Source organism: Bacillus cereus group sp. BfR-BA-01349 (genome assembly GCF_022663795.1).
In the GTDB taxonomy this organism is placed as follows: Bacteria; Bacillota; Bacilli; order Bacillales; family Bacillaceae_G; genus Bacillus_A; species Bacillus_A cereus.
Window position 1 is genome coordinate 53,746 of record NZ_JAKUGE010000029.1, and the last position, 14,396, is coordinate 68,141.

Below are 14,396 nucleotides of genomic sequence, written 5' to 3' on the forward strand. Positions count from 1 at the left end.
CTTTTTTGAAAAAATGTATAAGTATGCACAAAAAAACCGCTCATTTTGTAATGAACGGTCATTTCAAACATATAAATTTGTATATTTCTTGTAAATTTAACGAAGTAAATTCTCTTTTTGTAAAAATTGTTTTGCGACTTCTTCACTACTTTTACCATTTACGTTAACTTCATAATTCATTTTTCGCATTTCTTCATCTGTAATCTTTCCAGATAATTTATTTAATACCTTTTCAAGTTCAGGATATTTCTGTAACGTTTCTTTTCTTAATAATGGTGCTCCTTGATAAGGTGGGAATAACCCTTTATCATCTTTTAGCACTTTCAGTCCGTATTGCTCCAATTCACTATCTGTTGAATATGCATCAATTACGTTAACATCTCCAGATTCAATTGCGCTATAACGCAGCTTCGGCTCCATCGTTTTAACATTTGAGAACTTATAGTTATATAATTTTTGCATTCCTTTATAACCATCTTCACGATCAGCAAATTCCAATGTAAATCCTACTTTGGCTTCCTGCGCAACATTCCCTAAATCAGAAATTGTATTTATATTCTTTTGATCTGCTATTTTTTTCGGCATGGCTAGTGCATATGTATTGTTATACTCCATTGGCTTCAACATAATCATATTATATTTCTTTTCCATTCCAACGCGAGCCTGCTCATATACTTCATCACGATTTGTACTCTTTGGTTCTTCTTTCACGAAAGTAGATAAAGCTGTTCCTGAAAATTCTGGGTATATATCTACTTCCCCTGATTTCAACGCTTCAAATACAAATGCTGTTTTCCCAAGACCTGGTTTTAATTGTACGTGTAAATCTGTATCTTGTTCAATAAGCTGCTTATACATTTGAATTAAAATTTCAGGTTCTGATCCAAGTTTGCCCGCAATAACAATATCTTTCTTTTCTGTACTCCAAAGAAATGGAGAAGCAATCATTATACAAACAATACATATCGTCAATATAACACGCTTAGAAGAGCGTTTCGGTCGTTCAAGTATGCGAAGTACTATATCAAAGAATAAAGCGAGTAACGCGGCTGGTACGGCCCCTAAAATGATAAGTGCATGATCATTTCGATCTATACCTAATAATATAAGCTTACCGAGCCCACCAGCACCAATGAGAGCTGCTAATGTAGCCGTTCCAACAATTAATACCATCGCTGTACGAATACCGGCCATAATAATAGGCAATGCAAGAGGAAGTTCTACCTTCCACAATCTTCTCCAACTATTCATCCCCATAGCTTTCGCGGCTTCTATTAGAGATTCATCTAATTCCCTTATTCCTGTATATGTATTTCGTAAAATAGGTAATAGTGCATACACAACTAATGCGATAATCGCTGGAAGTTTTCCGATTCCTACTAACGGAATTAAGAGTCCAAGCAATGCAAGTGATGGCACTGTCTGCATTACTGCAGAAGTTCCTATTATAAATTCAGCCATTCGTTCTTTTCTTGTTAATAAGATGCCAAGTGGCACTGCTATAATTACTGCAAAAAATAATGAAATAAGCGATATTTGTAAATGCTCACTTAATGCAGTTAGTAATTCTATTTTTCGTTCTTGGAACGTTTGTATAAAATTAGTCACTGTTTAGCCTCTTTCCTTCATTTGTTCAACAATGTAATTGACAATATGACGACTTGTTAACGCTCCAATATATTGACCGTTTTCTTCAACTGGAACGACCTCTTCATCACGCACACGAACTAGTGCTTCTTGTAAGGAAGAATGTAATGATAGCGCCTGCCCTTCTAATTGCACACTTTGATCAAGTGGCAATACATCTGCTACACTTTTCCCCTCATACCAAGTTCGCCCATGATTTCCAATGAACTCCTCTACAAATTCATTTTTCGGATTATGTATAATTCCTTCTGGTGTATCTAGTTGAACAACTTTTCCTTCTTTCATAATACAAATGCGATCTCCAAGTGATAATGCTTCTTGCATATCATGTGTTACGAACACGATTGTTTTTTGAATCTTTTTTTGCAACTGTACAATATCCTTCTGAAGCTGTTCCCTACTTAATGGATCTAACGCACTAAATGGTTCATCCATAAGAACGATTTTCGGGTTTGCGGCTAATGCTCGCACGACACCGACACGTTGTTTTTGTCCTCCTGACAATTCATCAGGCATACGATCTCGATATATATCCGGCTCTAATCCAACCATATGTAACAAGTCATCGACGCGTGCTTTAATTTCTTTTTTGCTCCATTGCCTCATTTCAGGAACAACTGCAATATTTTCAGCGATTGTCATATGAGGAAACAAAGCAATCTGTTGCAACACGTATCCTATATCCCAACGTAATTCGTTTATATTATATTGTTGAATATCTTTTCCATCGATTAAAATCGATCCTTCAGTCGTTTCGATTAAACGATTAATCATCTTCATTGTCGTGGTTTTCCCGCAACCACTCGGACCGATAAGAACAAAAAATTCTCCCTTTTTAATTTCTAAATGCAATGAATCCACTGCTTTCGTGCCATCTTCATACGATTTTGACACATGATTAAATTGAATCACAAATACAACTCCTTTACTGTTGTTTCCTTTATTTTGATGGAATATGGCATTCATTTCAAATGATACGCTTTTAAATTAAAAAAGAGCTCACATTTGAGCTCTAACGGTCGAACAATATTGTTTTCATAATAGCAGCATATTCGCGAACATACATTTTTCTCTTAGAACGAATTGGTGTTTCAGCAGCTAGTGCCTCCATCTTCATGCCTAAACGCTTTGCAATTATTTTCGTTCGATATAAATGATACGTATTACTTACAACTACCGCATGTTTCACATTATATAAATCCATACTAAACTTTAAGTTTTCATACGTATTTGTAGATTGATCTTCTATTAAAATACGACTCTCATCTATACCGTGTACCATTAAATAGTTTCTCATGCTGTGAGCTTCCGGTATATCTTCATCTTCTCCTTGACCACCTGAAACAATTATTTTCGCTTCAGGATGGGAAAATAAATACTCCAACGCTACATCCAAACGATTTTGAAGAGATAAAGACGGTCTATCTCCAAATAACTTTGCACCCAGTATAAGAACGTACGGAGAGTGATAGCTCAACTTTTCACGAGCAACTTTGTTCATTCTAAACGTCATATAAATGATATATAGTGGCGGTAATAATAAAATGATAAGAAAGATCCATTTGTTCATAAATAAGTTTGCACTCCCTTTCTTTTTATTATACAGAAAAAGAAAGGGCGGCAGAAGTGTTTTTTTAAACGATTGATTTATTAGAAACATTCGCCGCTACTTTACGTTGTGATAGTACATAATAAATAGCGATTCCTAATGAGAAGATCAATATGCAGCTTAATACGTAAAACGGAAGCATTACTCCGGCTTTAGATACACCCGCTGTAAACAGCATTAATAATACAATTCGTATTCCAGTACCAATTAGGCGAAATAAGCTGTCTACACGTCCCATTACTTCGTTTGGAATTTCCTCCATCATCAATACATTTCTCGCCACTCTTGTACCCGCATTTCCAACTGCTTGAAAAATTGCAAGTCCATATAAGAAAATTACGGAAGGTTCAATAATCATTGCGGTAATTGAAATTACATAAATGAACATCGTCATAACGATTGAAACTTCTGTTTTTACATATTTCATTATGAGTGGAATACATATTCCTGCAACAACCGCTCCGACACCGTACATCATCCCCTCTATTGCGTATACAGAGGCATTGGCTTTAAGTATATCCGAAATATAAACTGGTATTAAATAATTTGCCATCATAACACCTATAAACGGCATATAAGTGGCCAGTAAGAACCAAAAGAGCTTAGGACGTTTTTTCATAAAGTGAATTCCTTCAAACAATTGCTTCTTAAATGTTATTTTTCTTTTCACTTCTTTTTTCTTTACGTACGGTATACATAAGAAAAGAAAAAATGCTCCAACAAAAGTTAACATGTCTACTAACAAAATCCACTTCAAAGATACAATTTCAATTAAGAAGCTCGCGGCCGCTCCAGAAATAACTTGTGTTAACTGTCCTTGTATTTCCATCGTTCCACTTAAACTTTTATAATGTTCTGCTTGAAATATCTCTTGGTTGAACGCAAATATTGTAGGATAAAATAATAAATAGTAGAATGATCCGGCTATATAAATAAGAATATAGTGAATAGAATGATAAGGTTGCCCAGCAAATCCCCATATAACCATTATTCCGATTACGGCTATTCCGATTCCTTCGTTACATAGCAATAAAGATTTTCTTGAAAAACGATCAATACTTTGCCCAATGAATGGTGTTAATAAAAACATAATGAGGGTTGCAATGATAGAAACATAACCAAATGTTGTCTCTCCTCCACTCTCTTTAATTAACAGCCAAGGAATCGTTATCATAACAATTCCAGAACCAATAGCAGATAGACTATTGGCTCCTAGAATGTAATACAAGCGAGAATCATGATAAAGTGAGGACATATCATTCCACTCCTAGTTGTTTTTTCACCTCTTTATATACGCTCATATATGCTTTCAATTCTTTAACTACATCATGAATTAATGGTTTTGCATCTTCCCCAAGTTCACCATCTTGAACATGTAATCCATCAAGCACAACTTGTTTTGGAATTGCATTTGCATAAACACCTCTAGCGACCGTTCGCATGCTGTTTAATGCATTTATTCCACCTTTACCGCCACCAGCAACCGCTAACAACGCAACTGGTTTATGAATAAATTCACTACTACTTAAGTAATCTAAAGAGTTTTTCAGCGCACCGCTCATCGCATTATGATATTCTGGTGTACATAATACAACCCCATCCGCAGCTTTCACTAACGTTTTTAATTTTTTTACTGCCTCTAAATCACGTTGCGACTCTTCTCCATTGTATAAAGGTAACTCCTCAATTGCTAAATCATATAATTCTCCTTCAAATTGATCCGCAATATATTTTGCCACCACGCGAGTTCTACCAAATTTTCTTGGTGTACCGTTAATAACGACTAGTTTCATGATTATTTCTCCCCTTTGTTTTCAAGTTCAACTTATATATTATCAGAAATTTCTATACAAAACACAATATAAAGAGTTAACTTGTTTCATAAAATAGTATGATAAACAAAAAAGAACTCATACTTTCGTATGAGTTTCGTACAATTACTTTGATTCATCTCTCATGCTCAATGTACCTAAACTTTCATTTGCTTCAAAATGATTATATGCTTTTTCCGCTAATCTTTTCCGTTCTTCTGGTAATTCTATATATTTCATTACGTTTTCAATTATTTTTTCGTACGGAGTAAATACAATTCCTGGCCACTCTACCTCATCTTCTGGATTACTATTTTCGGAAATAATAAATTTCTTATTTGCGACTGCATAAGATACGCGAGGTGTTTCAAGAATTCCTGATAAGTAAAAATGAATATTTAATATAATTTTAGCTCTAGCAATCAATTCATTTCTAACAATTCCCCACGCATTATTTTTAAAAACTATATTTAAATTCGGGGCAATCGCTTTTAGATGATCAAAAATAGCTTGTCGCCTCGGATTAAGAGCACCTATAAACAGAATATCAATATCTTCAATAATCTCATCTTCAAACGCATCTTTTTTTATTTCCAAAGTTGGAGCATAGTTCATTTCTACATGTTTTATTTCTTTTCCTACCCCTTTTTGTTGAAGCCATTCTATATTTTGTTTACTATAATCCCAAATCACTCTATCTTTTAATAATATTAAATAAAGGGGATGCGCATATGGACTTCCTTCGTATAGCTGTTCTAAATTATAAATAATTGCATCTTTCGGAAGAAGATTCGGGTTATATGCGTATGTATGTGCTCCAAAAACAACTGTATTCTTTGCCTTTTCCAGTATTGTTTCTGATACAATTACTGTATTTCCCTCCTGCTCCAACCGCCATTTTAAAGCTCGCGCAACATCTATGAAACTACCGTATGTCTTTGGGCATATAAAAAGACAATAATCATATTCTTTATTCAAATAAACTTCCATTAATCTTAAATTATTTTTATATAAATCTACATCTGGATGTTTAAGTACCAACTCATTTGCATGTTTTCTTGCTACTTTATATAATCCAGCATAATAAGCAGCGATGCATCTTCTTAATTCGATTCTTTCCCGGTCCTCATCTAATACATCCATGTTTAAAAGAAGATTTGCGATACGATACGCTTTTAAATGATCACGATCATAATAATAGTCTAGTAGTGGCATCAATTCTTCATACGTATTTCCATGCACCGATTCTCCTAGTTCAATCGCCCATCGCATTAATTCCATGATTACTCCACTACTCCTTTAATCGAAAATGTATTTAATAAAATTTCGCATTATTCTCTACTATATTTGCTATATGAAATGGAATCTTTTCTTTTATCGATTCCAAATACTTTTGCGACACCGCCCCTAAATGTTTCTTATGAGGTATATAGAAAGCACTAATAGAAATTTCATAGTCAAATAAGTAATCATACACATGATAATCTACAAATAGTAGATCATCCTTTGGAAAAGGAATTTCCTTCCCTTGCAGAGCATACATCAAAGCAATATTGTTTTCAGATCGTAATCGATACAACCTTGCAAGTTGGTATAATGGTTCAGCCCGGGTTGGTCTATATTCCCACGCTTTTTGAAAATAAAAAACAGCTAACGCTAAATATTGCTCTTCTTGCCCTTTAACAGTTTCTTTTTCATCAGCATCTGTCACTTCATTTTGTTTATTTGCTGAACGATTTGCTAACTGCTCATAACAAAATCCTATTCGCAATAACGAATAGAATACCTCTTCAACCCATCCTCCTGCTTCCACTCGTTTTTTATACCATTTAATTGAATTCTCAAATTGACTTAAATGAAAATAAGTCTGAGCTAAATAAAATAAATATCTTATATGCAAATCTGGCGTTGTTTCTGGGTCGTTTATTCCCTGTAACAACAACCTCTCATCTCTTTCAAATTTATCAGCTTTGCTCCCGCCATCTCCGGGATCATTCACGACAAGAGTCTCTAACCGAGCTACCCTCGTATTGTAATTCGCTCCAACTTTTGAACGATCTATATCCCAATACTCATGAGTAACACCGACAGATTTCCATGGTAAAGAAGCTTTTAAAAGACGCGTAAGCCAATATTTAATATGAACATCATATTGTAATGTAAGATAATGATCTTCCGTTAAGCTCGTTTTATCGAAATTCGGATCAACCTCTAAAATCATATCCGCATCTAATATTAATAAATAATCTGCTTCTGGGTATGTTTTTTGCGCTAACGAAACAGCTAAGCTTCTGTTATAACCAAAGTTTTTAAACGGCTCATGATGAACCGTCCCAGGTATCTCATTTTCCTTACACCAATTTCCAATAATTTCAGGCGTATTATCCGTCGATCCAGTATCACAAATAGAAACAAAGTCTACAATTGATTTTGTTGCATTTAAACATCTTTCCATAATTCTAGACTCATTTTTGACGATCATACAAAGACATAACTTTTTTTCTTCCTTTACAGACTTCACTTGCTCATTTCCCATTTAACCACCTCATATTTTATTAACACGCTCTTCTCATATGTAACAACATTTCTTAGCTATACTGATGACATAAGCACCCTTTTACTATTTATGAAAACTTCATTTTATTTATTCTTACTTTTATGTTGGGACATATTTCATGTAGCGCTTTATATTTGATACAATCAATACAAAAAAACATAATGCGGGAATCCGTACATTTCAAAGTCTAAGAGGAGGTTAGTGTCATTTGTGACAAAAAAACGATGATTGATTGGTATTTTTAAATTAGTAATTTCTTAAACTATAAAAAAGAAACTTGCGCTTATGCACAAGTTTCTTTTCAAAAACATCCTTATTTTTTCACAACTTCATGTCCACCGAACTGATTACGTAGTGCTGAAACTACTTTTCCATGGAATGTATCATCTTCCTGAGAACGATAGCGCATAAATAATGACATAGCGATTACTGGTGCTGCAGCTTGAAGTTCAAGTGCAGTTTCAACAGTCCATTTTCCTTCTCCTGAAGAGTTCATTACACCTTTAATGCCATCTAGTTTGGGATCTTCTGCAAATGCTTTTTCAGTTAAGTCCATTAACCAACCACGGATAACTGATCCATTCGCCCATACTTTTGCAACATCTTCATAATTGAAATCAAAGTCACTCTTATCTAGTACTTCAAATCCTTCAGCGATTGCTTGCATCATGCCGTACTCAATACCGTTATGAACCATTTTTAAGAAATGACCACTACCAACACGGCCAGCATAAGAATAGCCATTTTCTACTGCTAAATCTTTAAATAAAGGTTCTAATTGGTCGTAAATTTCTTTTTCTCCACCAACCATTAAGCAAGCACCGTATCTAGCTCCTTCTACACCGCCTGATGTACCGATATCTACATAATGTAATCCGAAGCTTTTTGCTTCTTCAGCACGGCGTAACGTATCTTTATAGAATGAATTTCCGCCTTCAATAACGATATCACCTTCATCTAATAACGGATATACATCTTTTAGTACTGACTCTACAACTTCTCCTGCAGGCACCATTACCCAAATTGTACGAGGAGCTTCTAGTTCAGCAATCATTTCTTTTAATGTATGACGTGCAGTAATTCCTAGTTTTCCTGCCTTTTCAACAAGCTCTTTATTTACATCGTATACTACTACTTCATGCTTGTCTTCATGTAAGTGTTCAGCTAATGGGAATCCCATTTTTCCTAATCCAATTAAACCTAGTTTCATATTAATCAATCTCCTATTCTATACAAATATATTTAATATCGAAATTAGCCCAAGTGCTACTACAGATAATATAGTCTCCATTGCAGTCCATGTTAATAACGTTTCTTTCACAGTCATTCCGAAATACTCTTTAATCATCCAAAATCCTGAATCATTTACATGTGATAAAATTAATGACCCTGCACCAGTTGCAAGTGCTAGTAGTTCAACATTTACACCTGGTGTACTTGCTGCAATCGGTGCAACAATTCCAGCCGCTGTCATCATAGAAACAGTAGCTGATCCAGTTGCAATTCGAATAAGTGCCGCAATTCCCCACCCTAATAATATCGGTGAAATATGTGATTCTTTCGCCATATCTGCAATTGTCGTTCCAATTCCAGAATCTAATAATACTTTATTAAATGCGCCGCCTGCACCAATCACTAACAATATGTTTGCAATAGGTCCAAGGCAATCATTTGTAAATTGTAACACTTTATCTTTTGAGAAACCTTTTGCATATCCAAGACTAAAGAAAGAGTAAATGGTTGCAATTAATAAAGCCACAATCGGATCTCCAATAAAGTGTAATACTTGTGCTAGTTGACTTGTTTTATTTAATGCAACTTCTGCTATTGATGCACCAAGCATAAGAAATACTGGAAGTAAAATTGTAAACAATGTATTCCAAAAGCTAGGAAGCTCTTTTTTATTATCTTTTTCAACAAATTGCTCCGCTATATCTAATGGTACTTCCTTATGTATACGAGCACCAATCCATTTCCCGTAAAGTGGACCTGAAATAATTGCAGTTGGAAGTCCGACAATTAACGCATATAAAATTGTCTTCCCTACATCTGCTTTAAAAATACCAACTGCCGCCATTGCCGCTGGATGCGGTGGAACAAGTCCGTGTACGACTGACAGTCCTGCTACTAGCGGAATACCAATTGTAATAAGTGATACCCCAGTTTCTAACGCAATTGTAAATACTAACGGAATTAATAGTACAAATCCAACTTGGAAAAATACCGGAATCCCGACTAAAAATGCAACGAACATCATCGCCCAGTGAACTCGTTTCTTCCCAAAACGATTAATTAATGTGTTAGCGATACGTTCAGCACCACCAGATTCGGCCATCATTTTTCCAAGCATCGTTCCTAGTGCTAAAACTATCGCTAAAAACCCTAACGTATTACCAAGCCCTAGTTTAATAGAATCAATAATCCCTGGATCTTTTGGTGAAGTTCCAATTAAAGGCATTCCCATTGCTAATCCTACACCAATTGCTGTTAAAATTAATGCGACAAATGGATGCCATTTTACTACCGTAATAAGTAAAAGTAGTATGACAACTGCCGCTAGTACGATCCCAACTACCATTTCTCCCAATCCCCCTATTGTTTACGTTGGAAAGCAGCTATACAATCAAATTCTTCTTTCAAGCGATTGTAAAGTCGTTCATACATATAAAACATTTCTAAATATATAGCCGTATTTTCTTTATTTGGTACATGGTGATGGACAATATCAATCCAATCCTTTACCTCTTCAAGAGAATCGATTTTTCCTACAGCATATAAAGCAACTGCCGCTGCCCCAAGCGCAGATGCTTCATGGCTTTCCGGAACAAGCAATTCTTTTCCCATCATATCGGACAACATTTGTCTCCAAAATGCAGATTTTGCAAACCCTCCTGAAACTCGTATTTCAGTAAGTGGCCCTGTACAATCCCTGATTGCTAGTGCTACTGAATATACACTCATACAAACACCTTCCATCACTGCACGTATAAAATGTTCTCGCTTATGTTGAAGATTGATTCCAAAGAATGTACCACGAGCATTTGCATTCCAGTAAGGTGCGCGTTCTCCAGATAAGAAAGGTAAGAACAATAGTCCATCCGCTCCAGCTGGTACGCTTTCTGCATATTTAATTAATAAATCATAAGGATCAATGCCGAGCTTTCTTGCTACTTCTTGCTCTGGACTACCAAATTCATCACGTAACCATCTCAGTAATATTCCGCCGTTATTCGTTGGACCACCGATTACCCAGTGCTCATCTGTTAATGCGTAACAAAACGTTCTCCCTTTCTCATCTGTATTTATATTTGATGAGATTGTTCGTACCGCACCACTCGTTCCAATCGTAATTGCAGCCGCACCCGGTGATATCGCACCAACTCCTACATTTGCAAGAACCCCATCACTTGCTCCGATGACAATTGGTGTTTCTGCACTTATCCCCATCTTCTGTGCTAATTCTGGCTTCATACCTGATAAAATATATGTAGTTGGTACAGGGGTTGATAATTGTTCTGGTGACATATGTAACATAGTTAAAACATCTTCATCCCAGTTTAATGTTTCTAAATTAAATAACCCCGTAGCAGAAGCAATCGAATAATCAACTACGTAGCGTGAAAATAATTGGTAAATCACATACTCTTTAATGGAAATGAATTTATAGGCACTTGTATATAACTCTGGTTCCTCTTCTTTCATCCATAACAATTTAGAAAGTGGTGACATCGGATGAATCGGTGTACCTGTACGTCTATAAATTTCATGCCCATTCATTTGTTGTAATAATTTTTCTGATTGCTTCGTACTTCGATTATCTGCCCAAATGATAGAACGCGTTAATGGCGCACCATTTTCATCTACTGCAATTAATGCGTGCATAGCTGTACTAATACCGATTGAAGAAATATCTTCTGGTAATACATTACCTTTTTCAATGGCGACGCTTACACTTTTGTATACAGCGGCACATATTACATCAGGATCTTGCTCAGCCCATCCTACATTCGGTTGAATAATTGGGTAATCGATTGCATGTGATGCAATGCCTTTTCCTTTTTCTGTGAACACAACCGTTTTTGTACTTGTGGTACCGATATCAATCCCGATTACTCTCCCCCTTGTTTCCATGCGAATCTTCCCTTCATTTCTAGCAAAATACGATTTAGTAAACCGTTTACATGAATTAGTATATAAAATATTTTTTCATTTATCAAGTTACAAAAAGAAAATTTTTTTCATACCAAAAAATAAATCCCCTCATTCCATTTCACTTATATACTACATTTAGCTTTTCCATGCGGTAAAATTACGTTATATTCGTTACGCAATACACTCTTTCCTCTCATTAACAACACATACATAGTCCTCCACACGTTCTACTTATTTGCTTGAAGAAAGAGTTGAAAAGCAATATTCATTTTTAGCGGTCACGTAACATCACCATCAAACCAAGAAAAGTAACTAACCGCAGAATGAGAATTCTGTGCATTTTGCTCTTATTTATTGTTTTAAGTTCACTAGTCTTTTATCTTGATAAACATAGAGCGTGGCCCCCTATTATCACTTTTTTATCTTGTAAATATATCTTGCATACTATAAAACCGAAGTGTATTTTTATTTTTCAGAAAAATAAAATAATAATACGGAATTTATTGTATAATGTTGTAAAAAGATGTCGGAGGGATTTAATGTTAAATAAAATATCTCAATTCACAATTAAGCTTTCATCAATTCTTTTATCACTCTTACTATTATTAAATTTACCTTATTTATTTATCACTCAACAAGGATTTACCTTTCAACCAATTTATTTTTTTAATCAGATCGTTACCATGTTAAAACAGGTCTTCTCCCCTGAATCATTAGTGATTATAGGATCAGACCCGAAGTTTGGCCATTTCAAAAAAACACCATTATTTCCAACTGTTTTAGAACCTTACCTATATTCATTTACTATATTATTTTCAGCCTTTTTTCTTGCTCTCTTTTTATCATCCAGCATGGCATTTTTTTATTTTTTAGCAAAAGATTATATAAAAAAATGGATAAACCGAATTGTGTTCATATTAGAAGCTGTCCCTGATATGATGATGATGATTTGTTTGCAAATATTTTTCATATGGGTACTTCAGAAATTTGGGGAATCTCCTGTCACTATTATTTCTTTTAATGAAAATCGAGCTTATTTACTCCCTATTTTATCATTAGCTGTCTTACCTACATTACAAATGTTTCGGATGATTGTGTTATACATAAAAGAAGAACAAGGAAAACATTACGTAGAGGTTGCATATGGAAAAGGCCTTTCATCAAGTTATATACTATGCATTCATTTATTCAAAAATATATCTATCCACTTCTTCCACCATTTAAAAACGATTTTTGTTTTCTTACTTTCTAATTTATTCATTTTAGAATTTGTTTTTAATATGGAAGGCATTATTCAATTTTTATTTAATAAGGCGTTTGTTTCACCTCCAGCTGCATTTATCATACTTGTTATGATTATTTTACCGTTTTATGCCATTTTCCAAATAGTCTCATTCATGATGAATAGATGGAAAAAGCAATTGAAAGGAGTATCATTATGAAATCTATTTGGAAATCAAAACGCTTTTTAATCGGCTTTACTTATCTATTCATACTTATTTCAGCTAGTTTTATTTATAGTTGGTTCTTTAAAGATAACATCCCAAAACCTCCTCAGTTACTTTACAATGACAATAACGAATTACTTGGAAAGGCCCCCTTTCCGCCATCGTTAATTCCACCTTTTGGATCTGATCGTTTTGGAGAGTCTGTTTTCTTACAAATTGTAGAAGGAGCAAAATTCACTATTTTATTAGCAGTGGCAATTAGCTTCTTTCGAATTTTATGCGGAACATGTATAGGAATCCTCTTAAGTTTATTTGCTCCAAAACTCAAGAGATTTTTCCAGTCATGCTCAGAAGTTTTTTATTATATTCCAACTCTATTTATCGCATTCATACTCATCACGCCCGTTAATATTATAATCACATCAAATGCTGATGGGGTAGATCCAAATATTTCATTTACGTTTTATCAAGTACTCGTACTTATTTTCGTCGCTCTGCCTACACTTTCTTTATACATATCCTCAGAGGTTGATGAATTTATGAAACGAGATTACATCTTAAGTTCACAATTACTGGGTGCTAGCCGTTTTCATATTATTAAAAAACACTTACGAGTCTTATTACTTGACCGCTTATTTGTATTATTTATGGAACATATCGTCCAAACACTCATACTCGTTATCCATTTAGCGTTGCTTAACATTGTAATTGGCGGGATACAAATGCGTGAACTCTATGACGGAGTGCTTAAACCTGTTTCTCTATCTAATGATTGGGCAGGTCTTATTGGATTAAATCGTAATGAAATGAATCTTTCATGGTGGATTATTTTTTATACTCTCGCTTCATTCTTTATTACGATTCTATTTATTAAGCTTATGACCATCGGGATTCAAGATGCACTGAAAGCAAGAGATTCGCAAATTGTAGCAATTCAAAACGTTCCAGATCATAAAAAATTTGTTAAACATAAAGATTCCTTTTCGTTTGCAAATAAAGTAAACCTTTAATCATTTCTCATTAATCAAGTATTAATTGGCATTGATATTAGTAGAAAATAAAGAAGATGATCCCTATTAAATGGTCTTACCCCTGTCAAGTAGACAGTAATAGATTAGGTGCCTTTTCATTAAGCAGCCTTAGTTCCAAATTCAATAGGACTAAGGTTGTTT

12 protein-coding genes and 1 pseudogene are annotated in these 14,396 nt (G+C 34.6%); 3 read left to right on the top strand and 10 right to left on the bottom strand.

Translation table 11 applies throughout. The features are described from left to right. Nucleotides 1-96 precede the first annotated feature (96 nt). From MR169_RS17040 to MR169_RS17070, 7 genes are all read right to left on the bottom strand, one after another. Complete coding sequence (locus tag MR169_RS17040; protein WP_000181015.1) at nt 97-1,608, bottom strand: ABC transporter permease/substrate-binding protein; 1,512 nt, start codon at nt 1,606-1,608, stop codon at nt 97-99. 3 nt (nt 1,609-1,611) lie between these two features. Continuing rightward, nucleotides 1,612-2,559 carry an ABC transporter ATP-binding protein gene (locus MR169_RS17045; RefSeq protein WP_000614082.1) on the bottom strand — a complete coding sequence of 316 codons (948 nt, stop codon included), beginning with the start codon at nt 2,557-2,559 and terminating at the stop codon, nt 1,612-1,614. Between the two features lie 100 nt (nt 2,560-2,659). Further along, nucleotides 2,660-3,217 carry a YdcF family protein gene (locus MR169_RS17050; protein ID WP_001045711.1) on the bottom strand — a complete coding sequence of 186 codons (558 nt, stop codon included), beginning with the start codon at nt 3,215-3,217 and terminating at the stop codon, nt 2,660-2,662. Nucleotides 3,218-3,281: 64 nt separating this feature from the next. Next, nucleotides 3,282-4,511: an MFS transporter gene (locus MR169_RS17055; protein ID WP_000097171.1), complete on the bottom strand. Its 1,230-nt coding sequence runs from the start codon at nt 4,509-4,511 to the stop codon at nt 3,282-3,284. Nucleotide 4,512: 1 nt separating this feature from the next. Next, nucleotides 4,513-5,049, bottom strand: coding sequence for an NADPH-dependent FMN reductase (locus MR169_RS17060; protein ID WP_000780355.1), 537 nt, complete (start codon nt 5,047-5,049; stop codon nt 4,513-4,515). Between the two features lie 144 nt (nt 5,050-5,193). Continuing rightward, complete coding sequence (locus tag MR169_RS17065; protein WP_242319707.1) at nt 5,194-6,348, bottom strand: CgeB family protein; 1,155 nt, start codon at nt 6,346-6,348, stop codon at nt 5,194-5,196. Nucleotides 6,349-6,382: 34 nt separating this feature from the next. Next, nucleotides 6,383-7,603, bottom strand: coding sequence for a glycosyltransferase (locus tag MR169_RS17070; RefSeq protein WP_242319708.1), 1,221 nt, complete (start codon nt 7,601-7,603; stop codon nt 6,383-6,385). A gap of 151 nt (nt 7,604-7,754) precedes the next feature. Between MR169_RS17070 and MR169_RS17075 the strand changes: the two are divergent. After that, a pseudogene (locus MR169_RS17075) lies at nt 7,755-7,823 on the top strand (DUF2711 family protein); the annotation flags it as partial. Between the two features lie 114 nt (nt 7,824-7,937). Here the strand turns inward: MR169_RS17075 and gnd are convergent. The 3 genes from gnd to gntK are packed head-to-tail and all read right to left on the bottom strand — an operon-like array spanning nt 7,938 to nt 11,755. Continuing rightward, the gene (gene gnd, locus MR169_RS17080; RefSeq protein WP_000765982.1) at nt 7,938-8,834 is read right to left on the bottom strand and encodes a phosphogluconate dehydrogenase (NAD(+)-dependent, decarboxylating); all 897 of its coding nucleotides are present in this window, start codon (nt 8,832-8,834) and stop codon (nt 7,938-7,940) included. Between the two features lie 18 nt (nt 8,835-8,852). Beyond that, a complete protein-coding gene (locus MR169_RS17085) occupies nt 8,853-10,202 on the bottom strand; it encodes a GntP family permease (protein ID WP_000260208.1) in 1,350 nt (449 codons plus the stop codon). A gap of 14 nt (nt 10,203-10,216) precedes the next feature. Further along, the gene (gene gntK, locus MR169_RS17090; protein ID WP_242319710.1) at nt 10,217-11,755 is read right to left on the bottom strand and encodes a gluconokinase; all 1,539 of its coding nucleotides are present in this window, start codon (nt 11,753-11,755) and stop codon (nt 10,217-10,219) included. Nucleotides 11,756-12,315: 560 nt separating this feature from the next. Here gntK and MR169_RS17095 point away from each other — a divergent pair. Continuing rightward, entirely contained in the window at nt 12,316-13,218 is a 903-nt protein-coding gene (locus MR169_RS17095; RefSeq protein WP_000932681.1) for an ABC transporter permease subunit, read from the top strand. After that, complete coding sequence (locus MR169_RS17100) at nt 13,215-14,234, top strand: ABC transporter permease (protein ID WP_000836568.1); 1,020 nt, start codon at nt 13,215-13,217, stop codon at nt 14,232-14,234. Before MR169_RS17095 ends, MR169_RS17100 begins: the two co-directional genes overlap by 4 nt. Nucleotides 14,235-14,396: the final 162 nt, after the last annotated feature.